At 68.0% G+C, this 20,843-nt stretch carries 16 protein-coding genes and 1 pseudogene; 4 read left to right on the top strand and 13 right to left on the bottom strand.

Annotated features, from left to right (window positions below):
- Positions 1-44: 44 nt before the first annotated feature.
- The 9 genes and pseudogenes from ACNS88_RS14005 to ACNS88_RS13965 form a co-directional block, all read right to left on the bottom strand.
- Positions 45-506: a universal stress protein gene (locus ACNS88_RS14005; protein ID WP_435098921.1), complete on the bottom strand. Its 462-nt coding sequence runs from the start codon at positions 504-506 to the stop codon at positions 45-47.
- Positions 506-2,248, bottom strand: a complete 1,743-nt coding sequence (locus ACNS88_RS14000) for a VC_2705 family sodium/solute symporter (protein WP_435098919.1) — start codon at positions 2,246-2,248, stop codon at positions 506-508. Before ACNS88_RS14000 ends, ACNS88_RS14005 begins: the two co-directional genes overlap by 1 nt.
- A complete protein-coding gene (locus tag ACNS88_RS13995) occupies positions 2,245-2,775 on the bottom strand; it encodes a DUF4212 domain-containing protein (RefSeq protein ID WP_435098917.1) in 531 nt (176 codons plus the stop codon). Before ACNS88_RS13995 ends, ACNS88_RS14000 begins: the two co-directional genes overlap by 4 nt.
- Before the next feature lie 114 nt (positions 2,776-2,889).
- Complete coding sequence (gene acs, locus ACNS88_RS13990; protein WP_435098915.1) at positions 2,890-4,884, bottom strand: acetate--CoA ligase; 1,995 nt, start codon at positions 4,882-4,884, stop codon at positions 2,890-2,892.
- Between the two features lie 107 nt (positions 4,885-4,991).
- Positions 4,992-6,788 carry a bacterio-opsin activator domain-containing protein gene (locus tag ACNS88_RS13985; RefSeq protein WP_435098913.1) on the bottom strand — a complete coding sequence of 599 codons (1,797 nt, stop codon included), beginning with the start codon at positions 6,786-6,788 and terminating at the stop codon, positions 4,992-4,994.
- A gap of 197 nt (positions 6,789-6,985) precedes the next feature.
- Complete coding sequence (gene acs, locus ACNS88_RS13980) at positions 6,986-8,941, bottom strand: acetate--CoA ligase (RefSeq protein ID WP_435098911.1); 1,956 nt, start codon at positions 8,939-8,941, stop codon at positions 6,986-6,988.
- Between the two features lie 64 nt (positions 8,942-9,005).
- Positions 9,006-10,358 carry a GTPase HflX gene (gene hflX, locus ACNS88_RS13975; protein WP_435098909.1) on the bottom strand — a complete coding sequence of 451 codons (1,353 nt, stop codon included), beginning with the start codon at positions 10,356-10,358 and terminating at the stop codon, positions 9,006-9,008.
- Positions 10,355-10,516: pseudogene (locus ACNS88_RS13970) on the bottom strand (DUF2209 family protein); the annotation flags it as partial. The gene hflX and the pseudogene ACNS88_RS13970, both read right to left, overlap by 4 nt.
- A gap of 107 nt (positions 10,517-10,623) precedes the next feature.
- Positions 10,624-11,862 carry a mandelate racemase/muconate lactonizing enzyme family protein gene (locus tag ACNS88_RS13965; RefSeq protein WP_435098907.1) on the bottom strand — a complete coding sequence of 413 codons (1,239 nt, stop codon included), beginning with the start codon at positions 11,860-11,862 and terminating at the stop codon, positions 10,624-10,626.
- An 84-nt stretch (positions 11,863-11,946) separates the two neighbouring features.
- Between ACNS88_RS13965 and ACNS88_RS13960 the strand changes: the two genes are divergently transcribed.
- Both ACNS88_RS13960 and ACNS88_RS13955 read left to right on the top strand, forming a co-directional pair.
- Positions 11,947-13,098, top strand: coding sequence for a mandelate racemase/muconate lactonizing enzyme family protein (locus ACNS88_RS13960; RefSeq protein WP_435098905.1), 1,152 nt, complete (start codon positions 11,947-11,949; stop codon positions 13,096-13,098).
- A gap of 108 nt (positions 13,099-13,206) precedes the next feature.
- The gene (locus ACNS88_RS13955) at positions 13,207-13,680 is read left to right on the top strand and encodes a TRAM domain-containing protein (RefSeq protein WP_435098903.1); all 474 of its coding nucleotides are present in this window, start codon (positions 13,207-13,209) and stop codon (positions 13,678-13,680) included.
- A gap of 19 nt (positions 13,681-13,699) precedes the next feature.
- Here ACNS88_RS13955 and ACNS88_RS13950 read toward each other — a convergent pair whose 3' ends face one another.
- The 3 genes from ACNS88_RS13950 to ACNS88_RS13940 form a co-directional block, all read right to left on the bottom strand.
- Positions 13,700-14,809, bottom strand: coding sequence for a geranylgeranyl reductase family protein (locus tag ACNS88_RS13950; RefSeq protein ID WP_435098901.1), 1,110 nt, complete (start codon positions 14,807-14,809; stop codon positions 13,700-13,702).
- 41 nt (positions 14,810-14,850) lie between these two features.
- Complete coding sequence (locus tag ACNS88_RS13945; RefSeq protein WP_435098899.1) at positions 14,851-16,119, bottom strand: HAD hydrolase family protein; 1,269 nt, start codon at positions 16,117-16,119, stop codon at positions 14,851-14,853.
- A gap of 69 nt (positions 16,120-16,188) precedes the next feature.
- On the bottom strand, positions 16,189-18,444 hold the full coding sequence (locus ACNS88_RS13940) for a thioredoxin domain-containing protein (RefSeq protein ID WP_435098897.1): 2,256 nt from the start codon (positions 18,442-18,444) through the stop codon (positions 16,189-16,191).
- A 130-nt stretch (positions 18,445-18,574) separates the two neighbouring features.
- On the opposite strand from ACNS88_RS13940, the gene purD reads away from it, so the two are divergent.
- Positions 18,575-19,858, top strand: a complete 1,284-nt coding sequence (gene purD, locus ACNS88_RS13935) for a phosphoribosylamine--glycine ligase (protein ID WP_435098895.1) — start codon at positions 18,575-18,577, stop codon at positions 19,856-19,858.
- Between the two features lie 48 nt (positions 19,859-19,906).
- On the top strand, positions 19,907-20,476 hold the full coding sequence (locus ACNS88_RS13930) for an acyltransferase (protein WP_435098893.1): 570 nt from the start codon (positions 19,907-19,909) through the stop codon (positions 20,474-20,476).
- A gap of 14 nt (positions 20,477-20,490) precedes the next feature.
- Here the strand turns inward: ACNS88_RS13930 and ACNS88_RS13925 are convergent, their stop codons facing one another.
- Entirely contained in the window at positions 20,491-20,820 is a 330-nt protein-coding gene (locus tag ACNS88_RS13925) for a DUF5798 family protein (protein WP_435098891.1), read from the bottom strand.
- Between the last annotated feature and the right edge of the window lie 23 nt (positions 20,821-20,843).

Below are 20,843 nucleotides of genomic sequence, written 5' to 3'. Positions count from 1 at the left end.
GAACTGTTCGCGGCGAACGTGAGATCGAGGCGGCCCCGTCCGTCTCAGTCTTCCTCCATGTAGTCGACGACGAGGACCGGGACGTGGGTCGAGCGCAGCGTCCGCTCGGTGACGCTCCCGAGGAGCGCTCGGCGGACGCCCGCGCGCCCGTGGCTCCCCATCACGATCAGGTCGACCTCGTGGTCGTCGGCGTAGTCGGCGATCACCTTGTGCGGGCGGCCGCCGGAGATGTGTTCCACGATGTCGACACCGCGTTCCGCGCCGCGATCGGCGACGGTGCCGGTCGCCTCGTCGGCCTTCTCTTTCACCTCCTCCATCTCGTTGAACCGGCCCTGCTTCAGGCGGTCGACCTGCTCGGTGCCGAGGCTGAGGTTGACCGAGTCGATGTCGACCACGTACAGCGCGTGGACCTCCGCGTCGTACTTCTCCGCGAGGTCGAGCGCGTGATTAACAGCCGATTCGGCGACCTCGCTGCCGTCCGTGGGGACGAGGATGCGTTCGTACATTATCGCTCCTCCGTAGATTCGTCGTCGGTAGTCGGTGCGGTACCGTCGTCCGCTGCGCGGCCGCCATCTGTCGCCACCTCTTCACCGCCGTCGGCGACGACGTCTTCGGCGCTCTGCTGTTGGCCCATCGGTTCGGGGCTGTGACACTGGCGCACCATCCGCTTGGTCTCCAGCGGGGGTTCCGGGGTCGCCATCGAGACGGCGATGGTGACGAGGAACACGAGCGGCGTCCCGACCAAGGCGGCGCCAATCGGCGGAACGTATTGGGCGTAGATCGGGACGAGCGCCTGTCCGGAGCCGCCGGCGATGTCGGCGAGGAAGCCGACGTACGCCGGCAGGACACTGTTGATGATCGAGGTGAACCAGAGCAGCAGGCCGACGGTCATCCCTGCCAGCGCCCCCTGCCGGTTGGTGTTCTCCCACCACAACCCGAGGAAGAACATCGGGAACAGGACAACGCCCGCGAGCGAGAACGCGTAGGCGACGAGCTCGCCGATGAGCGCCGGTGGGTTGAACGCGGTCACCGTGACGAGGACGCCGATGGCGACGATGGTCGCCCGGCCGATGAGCACCTGCTGCCGCTGCGTCGCGTCGGGGTTGATGAGCTCGGCGTAGATGTCGTGGGCGACGGCGGAGGAGGCGGTGATGAACAGCCCCGCCGTCGTCGCGATCGCGGCCGCCATCGCACCGGCGGCGACCAATCCGACGAACCACGTCGGCAACTGGGCGAACTGCGCGGCCAGCACGACGATGACGTCGCCCTCCGCGCCGGACATCGCCTGCTCGCCGCTGAAGACCGCTTCGGACGAGATGCCGTTCACGGCGGCGAAGAGGTCGACGCCGAACGCCGCCATCGCCGGCGCGGCCCAGTACAGGAGGAGGATGAAGAACAGCCCCCACACGGTAGACCAGCGGGCGGTCCGCTCGCTTTCGACGGTGTAGAACCGGACCAGAACGTGCGGGAGGCCGCACGTGCCGACGATGAGTGAGAACGCCGTCGCCACCCACAGGTAGTAGCTGTTTCCGCCGATGAACGGCTCGCTGAACTGGCGCCCGAGCTCGCTGAACAGGGCGCCGTACTCGATCTGCGGGAGCACGGTCGAGTATCCCTGTGAGAAGCCGACAACGTAGACGCCCGCGAGGAACGCGACGATGAGGATGACGTACTGGACGGCCATGTTCTTCGTCGCGCCCAGCATCCCCGAGAGCGCGAGGTAGCCGACGGTGATGGTCATCATCACGATGATCATCGGGATGATGTCGAGTCCGAACACGTACTGACCGACCAGCCCCATCCCGCGAGCTTGGCCCACGGAGTAGACGTACGCGATGAGCAGCGTGGTGAACGCGGCCAGCGCGCGTGCCATCGGAGAGTTGAATCGGTCCGCGACGAAGTCCGGGGCAGTGTACTTCCCGAACCGGCGCATCTGCGCCGCGAGGAAGATGAGCAGGACGAAGTAGCCGGTCGTCCAACCGACGATGAACGCGAGCCCGTAGAAGCCAGCGAGCGCGACCAGCCCTGCGAGGCCGAGGTACGAGGCGGCAGACATCCAGTTGGCGCCGATGGCCATCCCGTTCTCGATGTTGCCGATGCCCCGGCCCGCGACCCACATGCCCTCGGTGTCAGCCACCTTGAAGACGAAGCCGATAACGAGGAACGAGGCCATCATCAGGAAGACGATGATCGCCGGCAGGAGTTTAAAGGATATGTCGAGCGCCTCGGCTTGCAACGGGATCGTCATTCCTGCTGCCCTCCGTCGGCTGCGGTACCGGAGCCGTCTGGCTCAGCCGCCGTGCTGTGGTTGATGCCGTACTTATCGTCTAACTTGTCGCGTTGGCGAGCGTAGACGGCCGCCAAGATCAGCGCCCCCGTCGGCGCGCCGAAGGCGACTAAGAAGTAATGCCAGGGGAACCCGAGCACCGGCATCGTCGTCGTCATCACGCCCGGCGAGAGCATCGTCATCGTGACCGGGCCGAAGACGATCAGTGCCCAAACGATGAACCCGGTCCAGACGATTCTGAGGTGATCCCGCATGTACGCGGTGCTCGGTTTTAGCAGGTTCACCTCTTCGGTGAGGTAGTCAGTGTTACTGTGCTGCTGTGCGGCGCTCGCGGCGACTCCCCCGTCGGTCGCCGCGTCGTCGGTTGCGCGGCCCCCATCGGTCGCCGCATCGTTCGCTGCGCGGCCCCCATCGGTCGCCGCGTCGTTCGCTGCGCGGCCCCCATCGGTCGCCGCGTCGTCAGTATTGTGCATGCTATTATCTGTCATGTGTTGTGGTGTGCATCATTGTGGTGTGTTTATCCGATTTTATCGTGATATTTATTCGCGGTGTCGCACGCGTCGTCTCTTGTTTGTCACCTGGAAAACGGAGCCGTCGGCCGGCTACTCGTCTTCGGCCTTCTGCTGGATCTCTTCGACGATCTCCGGGTTCCGGAGGGTGCTGGTGTTACCCAGCTCCTTCCCGTCTGCGATGTTTTCGAGTAAGCGACGCATGATCTTCCCCGACCGCGTCTTCGGCAGGTCAGGGGTGAACACGACCTGTTCCGGGCGGGCGATCGGGCCGATCGCGTCCTCGACGCCCGCGATGATCGCGTCACGCAGCTCGTCGTTGCCCTCGTACCCGTCCTCGGTGGTCACGTACGTGTAGACGGCCTCGCCTTTGATGTCGTGGTTGCCGCCGACGACGGCCGCCTCGGCGACGCCCTCGACGCCGACGATGGCGGACTCGATCTCCATCGTCCCGAGCCGGTGGCCCGAGACGTTGAGCACGTCGTCGACGCGCCCGAGCACGGTGATGTAGCCGTCGTCGTCGATCTTCGCCCCGTCCTCCGGGAAGTACACCCAGTCCTCGGGGTCGTCGCTGTCGGTGTCGGAGTACTCCGCCCAGTACTCGTCGATGTAGCGCTCGTCGTTCTTGTACAGCGTCCGGAGCATCCCGGGCCACGGCTTTTGGACGGTGAGGTAGCCGGCCTTTCCGGGCTCTACCTCGTCACCGAGCGTGTCGAGAATCTGTACGTCGAGGCCCGGTAGCGGCGGCCCCGCGGCGCCCGGCTTCATGTCCTTGATCCCGGGCAGCGTCGTGATCATCATGCCGCCGGTCTCGGTTTGCCACCACGTGTCGACGATCGGGCACTCCTTGTCTCCGATGTGCTGGTAGTACCACTTCCACGCGCGGGGGTTGATCGGCTCGCCGACCGTGCCGAGCAGCCGCAGCGAGGAGAGGTCGTGGCGGTCGGGGAACTTCTCGCCCCACTTCATGAACGCGCGGATCGCGGTCGGCGCGGTGTACAGCTGGGTCGCGTCGTACTCGTCGACGATCTCCCAGAGGCGGTCGCGCTCCGGGTGGTCCGGCGTCCCCTCGTACATCATAGTCGTCGTCCCGAGCGCGAGCGGCCCGTAGACGATGTAGGAGTGCCCCGTGATCCAGCCGATGTCGGCCGAACAGAAGTACGTGTCATCCGGCTTAATGTCGAGGACCGACTGCGAGGTCCACGACACCCACGAGAGGTAGCCGCCGGTGGTGTGTTTCACGCCTTTCGGCTGTCCGGTCGTTCCGGAGGTGTACATTAAGAACAGCATGTCCTCGGCGTCGCGCGTGACCGGCTCGACTTCGGCGCCCTCGTGGTCCGCGACGAGGTCGTCGTAGTCGAGTTGGTCGTCGCCGAGGTCGTGATCGAAGTCGTCGCCGTTCGGACCGAGCCGGTCGACGACGACCGTGGTCGTGTCGTGCTCGACGCCGGCGAGCCCCTGGTTCGCCTTGTCGAGGTGGTCGAGGGGGTCGCCGCGCCGGTAGTAGCCGTCGCAGGTGACGAGGAACTCCGAGTCAGCGGAGTTCATCCGCGTCGCGAGCGCGTCCGCCGAGAACCCGGCGAAAACGACGCTGTGGGGCGCGCCGATGCGGGCGCACGCCAGCATCGCGATCGGCAGCTCCGGAATCATCGGCATGTACATCGTCACCACGTCGTCCTCCTCGACGCCCTGCTCGCGGAGCGCGGCCGCGAACTCGTTCACCTCGCGGTGAAGCTCTTCGTACGTGTACGTGCGGTCGTCCTCGTCGACGGGCTCGCCGACCCACTCGATAGCGGCTTCGTCGCCGCGGTCATCGAGGTGTCGGTCGAGGCAGTTGGCCGACGCGTTCAGCTCGCCGCCGGTGAACCACTCGTAGAAGGGCGGGTTGCTGTCGTCGAGCACCTGGTCGTACTCCGTCTCCCAGTCGAGCAGGTCGGCGGCCGCCTCCCAGCACCCCGGCCAGTTCTCGTCGAACTCGTCGTAGACGCCGGGATCCGAGACGTTCGCCTGCTCGACGAACGACTCCGGCGGCTCGAACACCTCCTGTTCTGCCAATCTCGCTTCCAGTTGACCGTCTCCCTCTGTCATGGTACGAGCATACCCATCCAATCTCACCATATAAACGCTGGCGCTAAATACGAAAAATCGTGATAGATCCGGGGGGACTCGGAGCGTTCCGGTCGCTCAGGGCCGATTCACCCTCGCTCGACGCGTCGGGCTCGCGGTCCGTCCTCGAAGAGCTCGTCGAGCAGCGTGCGCTGGGCCTTCCGGAGGTGGTTGTGGAGCGTCGGCGACGAGACGTCCATGGCGTCGGCGACTTCCTCGGCGGTGCTCCCCCGCGGCCAGTCGAAGTACCCGCCGTGGTACGCGGCCGACAGCGCGGCCCACTGCCGGTCGGTGAACCGGTCTGTGACCCCTTCCCGCAGCGAATCCTCGTTCCGGGGCGACCGCGGCACCGACTCCTTGCTCGCGAGCCGCGCGTCGGCGAACGCGGCCCGGAACCCGTCGGCGACGGGGCGGACGTCGGCGCCACCCGGGAGGTCTGCGACGACGCGGACCGTTCCGTTCTCCGCGGTCGCGTCGCGAACGGTTGCGCCGTGCTCGGTGAGCGTCCGGACCGCGGACCCGCCCTCGACGCGTGCGGACACGTCGCAGCCGTCCTCGCGGGTCTCGATCACGCGGAGGTCAGAGACTCCGGACGCGCCCGCGACCGCGTCGGCCAACGCCTGCGGATGCGTCCCCTCAACGGAGAGGTAAAAGCGGGAGGCGTCGTCGTCGACGGCAACCGTCGAGGCCAGCTCGAGTCGGCAGCCGAGCGCCGCGCTCGCGCGGGCGAGAAACGCCCCCTCGTCGCCGGTGTGAAACTCCACCTTAGTCACGGCGTCGGAGTGGAGCAGGTCACGCCAGCGCCCCGCGGTCACCGCCCATCCGAGGCACCGACCGAGCGCCGCGATCTCCCTCCGTTCGACCGACGAGACGGGAGTAGCGGGTGGCTCCCCGCCAGCGACCACACACAGCGCGCCGTGCGTCACGTCCCGGTACCGAAGGGGGACCGCGATCGCCGGTCGACCCGCGGTCGCGGGCGATCCCTCGGTCGGGACCGGCTCCCCCGCTTCGACCGCGTCTCGCCACGGACCGTCGGCGCTGACGCCGCGATCGACGAGCGTCTCTCGGTCGACGCCGGCCGCGCCCGCGATCTCGACGCGGTTCCGGTCCCTCGTCCCGCGAACGACCCACGCCTCGGCCCAGCGGTCGGACGCGACCACGCCGTCGGGGACCGTCGCGAGCGGCGTCGATCGATCGTCGCCGTCGGCGAGCGCTTCGAACCCGCCGAGAACCGCGGGCCCCGACCCGTGCTCCGGTCCGCCCGACGACCCGGTCCGGTCGCCGGCGAGCGCCTCGACGATCGCGTCCCCGTCGAGCGGCCCGAGGTAGTCGTCGAGCGTCGCCATCGTCTCCCAGCCACCGGCCTCGCGGACGGCGTGGGGGTCGACGCCGCGGTCGGCGAGAAGCCGCCGCGCGAAGGTCCGCCGGAGAACTCTCGGGGTCACGTCGGGATCGACGAGGCCGTCGGATCGCGCCGCCGCGCGCTCCGCGGTCTCGCTCACGATCATTTGGACGCGACGGGGCGATACGTCGACGAACGGTTCCGACTCGCCGAGATCGGCGCTCTCCGCGTACCGCCGCAGTTCCGCCGCTAACGACGCCGGAATGGCCGTCTCGCGGTCGATCTCGCGGCGGTCTCGCGGCGGAGTCTCCGACTCGGAACCGTCGGCCGGCTCGTCCCCCGCTTCTGTGCCTTCCGACGGGACCGCGAGGAGTGAGAGGTCCGCGTCGCCGTCCGTTTCGCTGAGGTGATGCGGGGCGACGCGCGGTATCTCTCCGGTCCGGAGCCCGGCCTCGCCGCCGAAGCGGACGACCAGGGCGGCGCGGTACGTCTCCGCCGCGGTCACGAGCGCGTCGTACGCGTCGGCGCTCAGTCCCTCGACCATGTGTTTCGTATCTACACAGAAATGCGAAGTAAATCTTTCCCCTGAGACGGCCGTATGAGAGGGTTTCTACCGGATACCGTTTCTCGTCTCGCCTACTCCCCGACTATCTATCGATGAGCCGCTGAAATTGTTTCGTTCCTATTTGTCTATCCGAAATAGCGGTGGTCGGGAACACGAGTACCAAACGGCGAACTCAGTCACTCCTCGCGGACCGCCGACTCGATCTCGCCGACGACCTCGGGGTTTCGGAGGGCGCTCACGTCGCCGAACTCGTCGCCGCGCGCGATGTCCTCCAGCAGGCGGCGCATGATCTTCCCGGACCGTGTTTTCGGGAGGTCCGGGGTGAACACGATCCGGTCGGGACGGGCCACGTCGCCGACCGACCGGGCCAACCGCTCGCCGATCACGTCGCGGAGGGGTTCGTCGGGGTCCACGTCGCCCCGAGTCGTCACGTACGCGACGATCCGTCCGTCGTCGTCGCCGACGACCGCTGCCTCGGTAACGCCGTCGACCCCAACGATCACCGACTCCAGTTCGGCGGTGTTGAACCGGTGGGTCCGGACGTTGATCACGTCGTCGACGCGGCCGAGGATCGACACGTAGCCGTCTTCGTCGACGGTGGCGCCGTCGCCGGTGCGGTACCGCCAGCCGTCTTCCGTCTCCAGCCAGTACTCCCGGCGGTACCGCTCGTCCCCCTCGCGGAGTCCGCGGAGCATCCCGGGCCACGGGGCGGCGACCGTGAGGTAGCCCGGTTCGCCGGGATCGACCGGCTCGCCGTCTTCGTCAACGACGCGCGCGTCGATCCCCGGCAGCGGCGGACCGACCTTTCCGGGCTTCATGGGCGTGATTCCCGGGAGCGTCGCGAGGGAGATGGCGCCCGTCTCGGTCTGCCACCACGTGTCGACGACCGGCGCCTCGCCGCCGCCGACGTGCTCGCGGTACCAGCGCCACGCCTTCGGCGTGATCGATTCGCCGACGGTGCCCAACAAGCGGATCGCCGAGAGGTCGTGGGCGTCGGGGTACTCCGCGCCCCACTTCATAAAGGAGCGGATAGCGGTCGGGGAGGTGTAGAAGACGCTGACGGCGTTGCGCTCGATCAGGTCCCACACGCGGTCGCGATCGGGGTAGTCGGGCGACCCCTCGTAGAGCACGCTCGTGGTTCCGACGGACAACGGGCCGTACACGCCGTAGGAGTGGCCCGTGATCCAGCCGATGTCGGCCGCACACCAGTAGGTGTCGTCCGGGCGCACGTCGAGCACGTTCCGGGTGGTCCACGTGACGTGCGCGAGATACCCGCCGGTCGCGTGCTCGACGCCCTTCGGGCGCCCCGTGGTCCCGGAGGTGTACATCACGAAGAGGAGGTCGGTGGCGTCGCGAGCGACCGGCTCGACGGTCTCACCGTCGTGTGCGTCGACGATCGCCTCGTACTCGTGTTCGTCGTCGCCGAGGGACACGTCGAGCGCGTCGCCGAGGCGGTCGACGACCACCGTCGCCGACAGATCGCTGTCAGCCCGGAGCCGGGCGTTATCCGCCTTCGACTTCTGGTTGAACGCGTCCTCCCGGCGGTAGTAGCCGTCGCAGGTGACGAGGAACTCCGAGTCGGCGGCGTCGATCCGGGTCGCGAGCGCCTCCGCCGACAGCCCCGCGAAGACGACGTTGTGGGGCGCGCCGATCCGGGCACACGCGAGCATCGCGACGGGAAGCTCCGGGACCATCGGGAGGTACAGCGTCACCACGTCGTCCTCCTCGACACCCAGATCGCGGAGCCCTGCCGCGAACGCGTTCACCTCGCGGTGGAGGTCCAAGTAGGTGTACGACCGGCGCTCGCCGCGCTTGCCGAACCACCGGATCGCGAGCTGGTTCCGGCGCTCGTCGAGGTGGCGGTCGACGCAGTTGGCCGCGGCGTTGAGCCGCCCGTCCGGGAACCACTCGTAAAAGGGCGGGTCGCCGTCGTCCAGCACCGTCTCGTAGGGGCGCTCCCAGTCGAGTAAGTCGGCGGCGCGGCGCCACGCCTCGGGCCCCTCCTCGGCAAACGCCTCGTATATCTCCGGGTCGCTCGCGACGGCCCCATCGCTGAACGCAGCGGGCGGCTCGACGATCTCGTCGCCGGCGGCCCAGCCCGTCTGCCGGCCGTCGACTCCGGCGTTATCCATGAGACTACTTCGCAATCGAAGGAATGTATACTTTGTCCGAAACTCCGGCGTGCGGGAAGAGAGCTTACGTCGACTCCGCGGGCGCGAGCCCGGTCGCCTTCGATCGGGCTCGCGCGACGATCGACGGCTTCGCCTCGAAGTCGAGCGCGACCTGGTCGTCCGCGTACGTCTCCTCCTCGACGTGGCCGTGGTCGTGGATCCACGAGACGAGGCTCATCGCGTCGTCGGAGAGCGGGAGGACGAGCCGCTCGCGCTCCCAGTCGGGTAGCTCCGCCTCGACGCGGTCGCGAAGCTCCGCGACGCCCGCGCCGGTCTTCGCCGAGACCGCGACGGGCTCCGGCGCGACTCCCGAGAGCGCAGCGCGCTTGTCCGCCAGCTCGCCCGGCGCCAGCCGGTCGACCTTGTTGAACACGGTAACGATCGGGGCCTCGTTGCGTTCATAAAGGGTGTCGTGGCTCGTGACGAGCTTCTCGCGCATCTCCTCGACCGGCTCGCTGGCGTCGACGACGAGCAACACGAGGTCGGCGCGGTACACCGAGTCGAGCGTCGACTCGAACGACTCGACGAGCCAGTGGGGGAGATCCGCGATGAACCCGACCGTGTCGGTGAGGAGGACGTCGCGCTTCTCCATCTCGGCCCGACGGGTGGTCGTCCCGAGGGTGGTAAACAACATGTCCTGCGACTCGGCGGTCGTGTCGAGGTCGGGGTGACGCTCGGCGTTCTCGTCGACGTCGATCTCGGCCGCGAGCTGGCGCATCAGCGTTGACTTACCGGCGTTGGTGTAGCCCGCGAGCGCGACCAGATCGAACCCGGAGTCGCGGCGCTGCTCGCGGCGCGCCTCCTCTTTGGCCGCGATCGACTCCAGCTCGTCTTGGATCTCTGAGATCTGGCGTTTGATGTCGCGCTCGACGCTCTCGTCGTACTCGCCGAGCCCCATGAACCCCGGGCGCTCGTCGCGCTTCGCGAGGCTCGCCTTCGCCTCGGCGCGCGGGAGCTCGTACCGCAGCCCGGCGAGTTCGACTTGGAGCTGCGCCTTCCGGGTGTTGGCGCGCTGGCCGAAGATCTCGAGGATGAGCGCGAACCGGTCGATCACCTCGACGCCTTCGGGGAGCTCGCCGCCGATGTTGAACGTCTGGTACGGCCCCACGTCGTTGTCGATAACCACGGCGGTGGCGTCGGTCCGGCGGACCAGATCGCGGAGCTCCGCGACCTTCCCCTTCCCGAACATGAACGCGGCGTCCTCGGTGCGGGTCTGGGTCAGTTCGCCGACCACGTCGTAGCCCGCGGCGGCCGCGAGCTGGGTGATCTCGCTCAACTCCGCCGATCCGGACTCGACGCGCTTGGCGACGACCGCGCGCCGCTCTCGAGGGACCGATCCGGTGTCTCCGTCGGTTGGCTGCCCCTTGCTCCCGGTCATAGCGGGAGGTCGTGGGCGGCGTACACGGCGTTGTGTGCTGCCTGCACTGTTTCGCGTTCCCCTACGCTCTCGACATATTTAAAGGCAGGTTGGAAGCGCAGTTCCACTCGCTCTGCGGGCTCCCCGTGGAACTCGCCGCCCTCCGCGACAACCGGTCCGTCCGCCAAATTGAAAGTTTGCGTGGCTCCCACTACTGCTTAAAATGAACCGCGTCGTCGACGACGACCGCTGATAAACGGCTCCGTGCTGTGAGCCTGACTCCGGCCTACGCTTCGTCGAAGAGCGTCTCGCCTTCGACCATGTGTTCTTCGACGGTGTCCATGTCGAGCGTGAGACCGATCCCCGGTTTCTCGGGCACCTCGATGTAGCCGTCCTCGATGACATCCTCCTCAACGAGGTCTTCCCACCACCCGAGCTCGTAGGAATGGTACTCGATCGCGAGCGAGTTCGGGATCGCGGCGCCGACGTGGGTCGCCGCCATCGTCGCGATCGGTGACGCGACGTTGTGCATCGCAACCGGCACGTAGTACTGGTTCGCCACGTCCGCGATCTTGCGGGTCTCGCGCATCCCGCCGACCTTCGGCAGATCGGGCGCGACGATGTCGACCGCCTGATTCTCGATGAGTCGGCGCAGCTCCGTGACGCGGTAGCGGTTCTCGCCGACCGCGATGGGCGTGACCGTGTTCTTCGTCACTTCCTCCTGCACTTCGAGGTTCTCCGGCGGCACGGGGTCTTCGAGCCACCACACGTCGTACTCCTCGATGGCGTCCGCGAGGCGTTGTGCGGAGCCGCCCGAGAACGTCCAGTGGCAGTCGAAGGCGACGTCGGCCTTGTCTTTCACGCGCTCGGTGACTTTCTCGACGATCTCCGCTTTATGCCGTATCTCGCCGGGACGCAGGTGGCGGTTCGCGCGGTCCTTCTCGAAACCGCTCGGCACGTCGAGGTCGAACTTTAACGCGTCGTAGCCGAGGTCGTCGACGACGCGCTCGGCCTCGTCGGCGCACGCCTCCGGGTCTGCCTCCTCCTCGGTGTGGCAGTCGCAGTAGACGCGCATCTTGTCGCGGTACTTGCCACCGAGCAGCTGGTAAGCGGGCACGTCGAGGATTTTACCCGCCACGTCATGTAACGCCACCTCGATCCCGGAGATCGCGGTGACGGTGACTCCCTCAATGGAGCCCTCGCCGGACATCTTCTGGATGAGGTGTTCGTACAGCCGATCGATATCGAGCGGGTTCTCGCCGATCACGAACGGCTTCATGCGCTCGATGAGTTCCGGCACGCCGGCGCCCCAGTAGGCCTCTCCGGTGCCGACGACACCCGCGTCCGTGTACACCCGGACTAGGGTCCAGGGGAAGTTCCCGTCGACCATCGTCGTCTGCACGTCCGTAATCTCGACATCGCGCCCGCCGCCGCGCGAGCCCGTTGTCCCCATCGTCTCGGCGGAGAGTTCTCGCATTGTGTACTCCGCGTTCGGGTCGTGGAGCGACTCGTAGTTTCGTGGCATCACTCGTCGTTTCTATCCCACCCATTTCCGCTTTTCTACCGGATACTCCGAAAATGGTATTACATTTCGAGTAAAAATTCGCATATGGAGATAACCGAGGTCGAGACGTTCGTCGTCGACGCCGACTGGCGCAACTGGTTCTTTGTCCAAGTCAAGACGGACGAGGGGATCACGGGCGTCGGCGAGGCGCTCAGTGGCGAGGGACTGACGGCGGCGCTGGAGGCGACCGCTGAGTCGCACAAACACTACCTCATCGGCGAGGACCCGCTGAACCGCAAGCAGATCAACCGCCGCCTGACGCGGTATCCGTTCGCGTGGCGTGGCGGGAAGCTCATCAACGCGGTCGCCTCCGCGTTCGACATCGCGCTGTGGGACATCGCCGGGAAGCACTACGACGAACCGGTCTGGAAGCTGCTCGGCGGGAAGGTCCACGACGAGATCCCGGTGTACGCCAACGGGTGGCACATCGGCGAGCGCACCCCCGAGAACTACGCGCACCACGCGAAGAAGGCGGTCCACGAGCAGGAGTACCCCGCGTTAAAGTGCGACCCCTTCGCGCACTACGAGTACTCGCTCACGAACGCCCAGATCGACGAGGTCGCCGAGCTCCTCGAAGCCGTCCGCGACGCCGTCGGCTGGGACGTGGGTATCGCGCTCGACTGCCACGGACGCTTCTCGCGGCGTGGGGCCATCGAGGTCGCGAACGCCCTCGAAGAGTACGACATCATGTTCCTCGAAGAGCCGGTCGAGTTAGAGGATCGCGAGGTCATGGCCGACGTGAACGACAAGGTGAACATGCCCGTCGCGACCGGGGAGCGTATTTATAATAACGCCACGATGGAGGACCTGATCCGGAAGCAGGCGTGTGACATCATCCAACCGGACCTCACCAACTACGGGAGCCTCGCCGAGCTTCAACACGCCGCCGAGATGGCGAAATCCCGCTACATGACGTTCGCCCCGCACAACCCCAACGCGGGCGTCTCGACGGCCGCCGGCCTCCACCTCTGTGCGGGCATCGAGAACCTCGAAGTGCTCGAACACATGAGCCGCGACGTGCCGTGGGGCGACGAGATCGTGAAACACGACTTCGAGGTCGAAGACGGGACAATCGAAGTGCCGGACAAGGCCGGCCTCGGCGTCGAGTTCGATGCAGACGCGGCCCGCGAGCACCCCGGAGAGCCCAAGGACAGCCACAGCCTCTTCGACGCCGAGGGCGCGCTGAAGCGACCCTGAATCCGCCGCGCTCAAGCGTGGATCGGCGTCTTCAAAAGGATCGAGGGGACCGAGTTTCGGTCGCCCGCAGATAGGGAGTTTTTCATTCGGGTACGCTGTATCTGTCTTATGGTCGAGATTACCGAGTCGCTCGCGTGCCTGTTCACTGGAGAAGTCGAGGAGCGCGACGGAGACCACGTCGTCACGATTCCGTCGTCCGAGATCGAACACGGAGGGGTCACCTCCGGCGAAACGTACCGCATCGCACTGATACAGCGCGATCAACCGACCGAGGAGGAGTCACCACCCGCGGCGTCTGACAGCGTCACGGACCGACCCGTCGCCGGTAACGGCGCCGGCGGGAGCCCCGCGTCGACGACAGCGGGACCGGCCGGCAACACCGGAGCCTCCGGTCCACCCGTCTCCGAGGGCGACGTGCGTGAGGTGACGATCGAGACGCTCGGCGACAAGGGCGACGGGATCGCGAAGATCGAGCGCGGCTACGTCGTCATCGTTCCGGACTCCGCACCGGGCGACGAGCCGACCGTCGAGATCACGAGCGTCCGGGAGAACGTCTCGTTCGCGGACATCGTCGAGGAGTAGTTCCCCCCGCGGCCACTGATTATCGCGGCGCGTCCGCGGGGTCGCTCCGCGAGAGCAGCTTTTTGAGGTGCCCCGGCGAGAAGAAGGAGGTCGGTCGATCCATGTGGACGCCGATCTCGCCCGACAGCGCCCACAGCCCGGCCCGCTGGACCGGCTCGGGGAGGGAGTAACACCGACGGATCGCCGAGCCGAGCCGGATCTCGGTGCCGATCGCGTCCCGCCACCCCGACTCGTAGTCGGTGAGCGTCGCCGGGGTTCTCGGGTCGATCGTCTCGGCAGCCACGTCCGCCGCGGTCATTCCGTAGAGAATTCCGCCACCGGTGAACGGCTTGGTCTGGGCGGCGGCGTCGCCGATGAGAAACGCCCGGTCGGTCGTCACCCGCTCCGGCGGGCCGACGGGGATGGCCCCTGAACAGAACCGGTCCGTCGTCACGTCGTAGGCGTCGGTGAGTCGGTCGAACATCGCGGACACGTCGTCGCTCGGCGGCGCGGCGAGCCCGTACTCGACTCCCGCGTCGCCGCGAGGGATCCGCCACGCGAAGAACGTCGGGGCGGTGAGGTGGACGTCGACGAGGTCGCCGTCGTCGGGCGCGTCGTCGAACGCGAGCACCCCGTGGAGCAGTTCGTCCGGCTCCGGGAGATCGAGCGACCGCCGAACGCGAGAGGTCGGGCCGTCGCAGCCGGCGACCATCCGCGCCTCGACGGTCTCCACCTCGCCCGCGGGCGTCCGAACCTCGACGACGACCCGGTCCGGGCGCTCGTCGACGCCGACGACCGTGTGGTTCTCCCGCACGTCGGCGCCGGCCTCGCGTGCGCAGTCGGCGAGCGTGCGGTCGAGCCCGACGCGGTCGATCACGTTCGAGACGGGCTCGGATTTATAAAACGGGTAGGCATGTGAGTCCGGCCCGCCGACGTGGAAGCGCGCGCCGTACACCCGGTTCTGGAGGAGTTCCTCGCGGGCCTCGTCCGGGACGTACCCCCACACGTCGTCGGAGACGTGTCCCGAGCAGGCCAGCGGGGTCCCGATCGACCCCTTCTCGAAGGCGACGACGTCGTGGCCGCTCTCGGCCGCGCGCCGGGCGAACCGCGACCCCGGCGGCCCCGCTCCCACGACGACAAAATCGTGCATGGAAGTGTGATCGTGACGCGGATATATAATTACGCCGCGGCTTACTCGACTCGAGCCAGTAGGTTGAGGACGTAGACGGTCCGGAGCATCGTCGCGGACTGTCCCCGCGCGAACACCAGCTCGTCCCGGTCGAGCACGTGCGAGAGCACGTCCGCGGAGGCGTGTTCCGGGGCCGCGGCGATTCCCGCCTCGTGCTCGGCGACCCACTCCATCACGCGGAGGTCGGACTTGCTATCGCCCATCACCAGCAGGAACGGGTCCCGCACGTCGAGCACGTCGAGCGCCGCCTCGACGCCCGCGACCTTGTCCAGCTCCAGCGAGGTGATCTCCGCGGCGTCAGCGTGGTAGTAGCCGACGTCTATCCGGTCGAACAGCGCGGCGACCGGTTCCGGAATCTCTCCGGCTTCGGCTGGGTCGTCGACCGCGGTCGCCTCGATCACCTCCCCGATCTCGGGGTCGGCCGCCGCGTAGTGGGCGCGCGCCCACGCGGCGCCGCGGGCGGCGAGGTCGATATCGCCGACGTCGAGACCGTCCGACACCCGATCGACGATCACCTCGCCGAGCAGGCCGATCAGGTGGACGAGGCCATCGTCGATCACGACCTCGGCGTCCGCGCCGCCGGTCTCGAAGTTCGGCTTCAGAGTGACGTTGAACTCGTTGCCTTGAAGGTGACAGCCGCGACGGACGTTCTCGGGCGCGTCGGGGAGCACGCGCGACCGCACCGCGTCGAAGGTCCCGCGGACCGGCTCGTCGAGGTCCTCGTACAGCAGGCGCTTCGTGTGCGAGCCGTGCCCCGGCGTGAACACGCCGTTGCCGGACTCGTAGACGATCGAGAAGTTCCCCGAGTGGACGATTTCGTTGCCGAGCCCCTGGATCATGAACCCCTTCACGTTCTCCAGCGTCTGGCCCGTACAGATGACGACCGGCACGCCGGCGTCGTGCAGCTCCGTCAGCATGTGGAGCGTCTCGCGGGGGATCTCGTTGTCCGTGCCGCCCGCGGACCGGAGCGTCTCGTCGACGTCCAACACGAGGGCGTTGACGGCGCGGTCGTAGCGCGCGTGGAGGTCGAGCGCGGTGAACGCCGCCTCGCGGTCGGCGTAGGCCGCGACCTCCGCGAAGGTGGCGCCCGCGGGTAGGGCCTCCCGAATCTCGCGTTTCAGCCGCTCAAGTTCCTCGCCTGCGTCCTCCCAGTGTTCCAGCGCTACCCGCGAGTCGACCGGCGGGAACAGGTCCACGAGCGACTGGTACTCCCGGAGGGTCTCCGCGTCGAACTCGTCGTATAAGCGATAGAGGAGATTGTGCCGCTCCATGGTCGGCCTCCGAACCGAGGCGCGTAAAACGTGCCGTCTCCCGCTCGAACGACGGACGTTCCGGCGACGCTACTCCGATCTGCGGCGCGCCGCCAGCCACTCCAGCGCCGCGTCGAGGTCGGTCTCCGGCGGCGAGCAGGTACGCCCCTCACAGACGTAGGCGGTCGGCTCGCCGTCGACCGCGTCGCGGTCGGCCCAGATCGGCGGCGCGTCCGCCATGTCGAGCCGGTCGAGCCACTCCGCGAGTCCGTCTCCGGTCGGCGGGCGCGGGGCGACGAGCGCGCCCGGCAGGTAGCGCTCTCCGAGCGTTTCGCGCCACGCGTCCGGCACCGCGTCGGCGGCGACCGTCACCTCGATCCCGCCGGATGCGACGCGGTCGGCGGCGCGCACCAGCGAGACGTGCTCCAGCGGGCTCGCGCGGATTCGGTCCGCGTGGGTCGTCACGACCCGTTCTGCGATCTCCGCGAACTCGCGGTCGGTCCGGAACCCGTCGAGGAGCGCGAGCGTCTCAGCCGCCACGCCGAGGCTCGACGGGGTCGACCGGTCTGTGAACTCCTGTGGCCGGGCGAAGAGGGTGTCGTCGCCCTGTTCGGTCTCCTGGCCCGGCTCTCGGGTGAAGTATATCGTCCCGTCATCAGCGTCGTGAAACTCCGAGACGATCGTCTTCGCCAGATCGAGTGCGAACCCGAGCGCCTCCGGGTCGCCGGTGGCCGAGTACGCGTCGAGCGCACCGCGCGCGAGGAACGCGTGGTCGTCGAGGTACCCCGGCCCGCGCACGTCGCCGTCGAGCCAGCGCCGCGCGAGTGCCCCGGTTTGCTCGTCGTACAGGCGCTCGCGGCAGAACGCGAGCGCGTCGCTCGCGATGTCGGCGTACGGCTCGCCGAGTACCTGCCCGGCCGCGGCGAACGCGGAGATCGCCCGGCCGTTCCACGACGCGAGCACCTTCTCGTCGCGGGCGGGACGGGGCCGCGACTCGCGCGCCTCGAAGAGCGCGACGCGGGCCTCCGTCAGGGACTCTCGAACCGACTCGGTCGACATATCGTGGTCGTCGGCGAGCTCCGCGACCGACGCCGCGATCGTGGGAACGGTCGTGCCGCGCTCGAAGTTCCCGCCCGATACGATTCCGTACCGGTCTTTCGCGAGCGACGCCGCGGGCTCGTTGAGGACCGCGTCGACCTCGGCGGGCGTCCAGACGTAAAAGGCGCCCTCCACGTCGGCGACGTCGGCGGCGTCGTCTTCATCGCCGTCGCTCTCGTCGGCGCCGGCATCACTCTCGTCGGAGCCCGCGTCCCCGCGCCGGCTCGCCGGCGGTCGGCTCCGGGCGTCGAGCGTGCTGAAGAATCCGCCCTCGTCGTGGCGGAGTTCGCGGTCGAGGAACCCGAATGTCTCGCTCGCGACGCGGGCGTACGAGGCGTCGCCCGTGAGTCGGTAGGCGTCGAGATACGCCATCGGGAGCTCCGCGTTGTCGTACAACATCTTCTCGAAGTGCGGGACCGTCCACTGGCGGTCGACCGCGTACCGGTGGAACCCCCCGCCGATCTGGTCGTACATCCCGCCGTGGGCCATCCCGTCGAGGGTGCCCGTCGCGGCCGTGAGGGCGGCGTCGTGCCCGCTTCGCGCGTACGCCCGGAGCAGGACATCGAGCCGGCCGGGCATCGGGAACTTCGCGCCGCCGCTCCCGAACCCGCCGTACTCGTCGTCGTACCCGCGGATCGCGGCGGCGGCCGCATCGTTCAGGAGGTCGGGACCCGGGGCGTCCGCGCTGGTGGCGTTGCCCGCGGTGTCTGGCTCCGGCACCGACTCGAGCTCGTCGCGGGCGCTCGTGGCCCACTGGTCGGCGCGCCGCCGCATCTCCTCGCGCTGTTCCGGGTCCGCCCACGAGTCGGCGATGCGCTCGCAGAGGTCGCGGAACCCCGGTTGGTTCCGGCGCGGTTCGGGCGGGAAGTAGGTCCCCACGTAGAACGGCTCGCCCTCCGGCGTACACCACGCCGAGAGGGGCCACCCGCCCCCGCCGGTGACGAGCTGTGAGACGGTCATGAAGGTGCTGTCGACGTCGGGTCGCTCCTCGCGGTCGACCTTGACGGGGACGAACTTCTCGTTGAGGGCCGCGGCGATCGACTCGTCCTCGAAGCTTTCCTCGGCCATCACGTGACACCAGTGACACGACGAGTAGCCGATCGAGACGAACACCGGCACGTCGTGTTCGCGGGCGCGCTCGAAGGCCTCCTCGCCCCACGGCTGCCAGTTGACGGGGTTGTCGGCGTGCTGCTGGAGATACGGACTCGCCTCCCCGTCGAGGCGGTTCCGCTCGGTCGGCTGTGACATACGTACGGTTCGACCCGGCGAGGCAAAAACCCGTCTCACAAGGGTCGGTGGGGCAGGACACACACAATCGTGTATATCCATGCGCAGATATAGGGTAAAGCTTACACTACCGTGTAGTGATCGGTCGCACATGACGGAAACCGTACTCCTAGTGGGGGGCGGCGGACGCGAGCACGCGATCGCCCGCGCCGTCGCAGATGACTGCGCGCTGTACGCCTGTGCGAGCAACCGGAATCCGGGGATCCGTCGGCTCGCAGACGGGTTCGAGACGATCGAGGAGACCGACGCCGAGGCCGTCGCGGACTACGCGACCGCGGTCGACGCTGACCTCGCGGTTATCGGACCGGAGTCCGCGCTCGCGGCGGGCGTCGCCGACGCGCTTGACGAGGCCGGCGTGTACGCCTTCGGCCCGCAGGCCGAGGAGGCGCGGCTGGAGACGGACAAGGCGTACCAGCGCGAGTTCATGGACGAGGCCGACATCCCCGGCTGTCCCGACTACGAAGTGTTCGACGACATCGAGGCCGCCTGCGAGTACATCGACGCCTCCGACGCCGACCTCGCGGTGAAGCCGGCCGGCCTCACCGGCGGGAAGGGGGTGAAGGTGATCGGCGATCAGGTGACTGCCGAGGAGGCCAAAGCGTACCTCCGGGACTCCGACTACGACCGCGTCGTGTTGGAAGAGCGGCTCGTCGGCGAGGAGTTCACGATCCAGGCGTTCGTCGCGAACGGCGAGCTCCGCACGACGCCCGCGGTGCAGGACCACAAGCGCGCCTACGAGGGCGACGAAGGGCCGAACACCGGCGGGATGGGGTCGTACACCGCTACCGGTCTCTCGCTGCCGTTCATGGCCGAGGGCGACTACGACGACGCGGTCGACGTGTTGGAGGCGGTCGTCGACGCGCTCCCCGATTATAAGGGCGTTCTCTACGGCCAGTTCATGCTCACCGCCGAGGGCCCGAAAGTCGTCGAGTTCAACGCGCGCTTCGGCGACCCGGAGGCGATGAACACGCACCCGGTGTTGGAGACCGCCTTCCTCGACGTGCTCACGGCGGCACGCGACGATGATGACCTCCCGGAGCTCTCCTTCTCCGGCGAGGCGACCGTCTGCAAGTACGCCGTACCAGAGGGGTATCCGACCGACCCCGATTCGGGCGCGAAGATCGCGGTCGACGAGGAGAGCGTCGGCGACGCGCTCCTCTACTACGCCAGCGTCGACGAGCGCGACGACGGGCTCTACACCACGACCTCCCGGTCGTTCGCGGTCGTCGGCCGCGGCGACTCCATCGCGGCCGCGGAGGCCGAGGCCGAGGACGCGCTCGCCGCCGCCGGCGACCGGGTCCGCATCCGCCACGACATCGGCACGGCCGACCTCGTTGAGCGCCGGATCGAGCATATGGCGGAGCTGCGCGAGTAGCGCGCCCCGTCAACGACCCTTTTATATCCGCCGTCCGAACGAAGCGACGTGACACGCGACGACGCGGACGCGACGCGCGACGATACCGAACCGCCCCGAAGCAACGGCCTCGATCGCTTTCCGACGCCGGGGCCCCGCAACTCCCTGTGGTCGTGGCCCGACGCGAAGTCGCCGCTCGCGGTCGTCCGCAACTACGTCGTGATCGTACTGGCCCGGATCTGTCCGAGCCTCCGGCTGAAAAACTGGCTGTTGCGCCGGATCGGCGTGACCGTCGGCGCCGGCGTCTCGTGGGGGTTGGAGTCCACCCCGGACGTGTTCTGGCCCGAGCGGATCACGGTCGGAAACGATGCCATCGTCGGCTACGACGCCACGCTGCTCTGCCACGAGTTTCTCCAAGACGAGTACCGTCTCGGCGACGTGGTCGTCGAGGACCGCGCGATGATCGGCGCAGGCGCGGTCGTCCTCCCGGGCGTCACGATCGGCGAGGGCGCCCGCGTCGCCGCCAACTCGCTCGTCGCCGAGGACGTACCGGCCGAAACGACGGTCGCCGGCGTGCCGGCCGATGTGGTCTCGCGGGCGAGCGAGGAGAGTAAGGAGCGGAGAGAAGACGACGACTGACCGGAGCGTTTCAGCTACTCCTCGACGTCGTCTGCGAGCTCTTCAGGGTCGCCTTCGGCGTCCCCGGCGTCGCCTCCCTTCACCGCGGCCGCCTCCTCGGCGTCGGTGATGTGCGCCTCGGTGCTCACGCTCTCTAAGTCGACGCCGACTTCGGTCGCGACCGCGTCGAGGACGGCCCGCTGTTCGGCCATCTCGTTTTCGAGCCGCTGGACCCGCTCGGAGGTGTCGACCACGGTCGTCTGCGTCTCCTCGACCTCGCTGCGGAGCTCGTTGATCTTCTGGTACGTGCGCTCGGCCCTGTCGGCGAGCGTCTGGATCTTCTTCGCCGTGTCCCCGAATCCCATACCGGTCGATCGACCCCGGGATA

It is taken from the genome of Halorubrum shenae (genome assembly GCF_051194165.1).
In the GTDB taxonomy this organism is placed as follows: Archaea; Halobacteriota; Halobacteria; order Halobacteriales; family Haloferacaceae; genus Halorubrum.
This window is presented reverse-complemented; position numbering and strand designations above follow the sequence as displayed.

Bases quoted from the DNA above. Each gene is read 5' to 3' on its own strand.
- ACNS88_RS14005 (WP_435098921.1), bottom strand. From the start codon at position 506: ATGTACGAACGCATCCTCGTCCCCACGGACGGCAGCGAGGTCGCCGAA.
- ACNS88_RS14000 (WP_435098919.1), bottom strand. From the start codon at position 2,248: ATGACGATCCCGTTGCAAGCCGAGGCGCTCGACATATCCTTTAAACTC.
- ACNS88_RS13995 (WP_435098917.1), bottom strand. From the start codon at position 2,775: ATGACAGATAATAGCATGCACAATACTGACGACGCGGCGACCGATGGG.
- acs (WP_435098915.1), bottom strand. From the start codon at position 4,884: ATGACAGAGGGAGACGGTCAACTGGAAGCGAGATTGGCAGAACAGGAG.
- ACNS88_RS13985 (WP_435098913.1), bottom strand. From the start codon at position 6,788: ATGGTCGAGGGACTGAGCGCCGACGCGTACGACGCGCTCGTGACCGCG.
- acs (WP_435098911.1), bottom strand. From the start codon at position 8,941: ATGGATAACGCCGGAGTCGACGGCCGGCAGACGGGCTGGGCCGCCGGC.
- hflX (WP_435098909.1), bottom strand. From the start codon at position 10,358: ATGACCGGGAGCAAGGGGCAGCCAACCGACGGAGACACCGGATCGGTC.
- ACNS88_RS13965 (WP_435098907.1), bottom strand. From the start codon at position 11,862: ATGCCACGAAACTACGAGTCGCTCCACGACCCGAACGCGGAGTACACA.
- ACNS88_RS13960 (WP_435098905.1), top strand. From the start codon at position 11,947: ATGGAGATAACCGAGGTCGAGACGTTCGTCGTCGACGCCGACTGGCGC.
- ACNS88_RS13955 (WP_435098903.1), top strand. From the start codon at position 13,207: ATGGTCGAGATTACCGAGTCGCTCGCGTGCCTGTTCACTGGAGAAGTC.
- ACNS88_RS13950 (WP_435098901.1), bottom strand. From the start codon at position 14,809: ATGCACGATTTTGTCGTCGTGGGAGCGGGGCCGCCGGGGTCGCGGTTC.
- ACNS88_RS13945 (WP_435098899.1), bottom strand. From the start codon at position 16,119: ATGGAGCGGCACAATCTCCTCTATCGCTTATACGACGAGTTCGACGCG.
- ACNS88_RS13940 (WP_435098897.1), bottom strand. From the start codon at position 18,444: ATGTCACAGCCGACCGAGCGGAACCGCCTCGACGGGGAGGCGAGTCCG.
- purD (WP_435098895.1), top strand. From the start codon at position 18,575: ATGACGGAAACCGTACTCCTAGTGGGGGGCGGCGGACGCGAGCACGCG.
- ACNS88_RS13925 (WP_435098891.1), bottom strand. From the start codon at position 20,820: ATGGGATTCGGGGACACGGCGAAGAAGATCCAGACGCTCGCCGACAGG.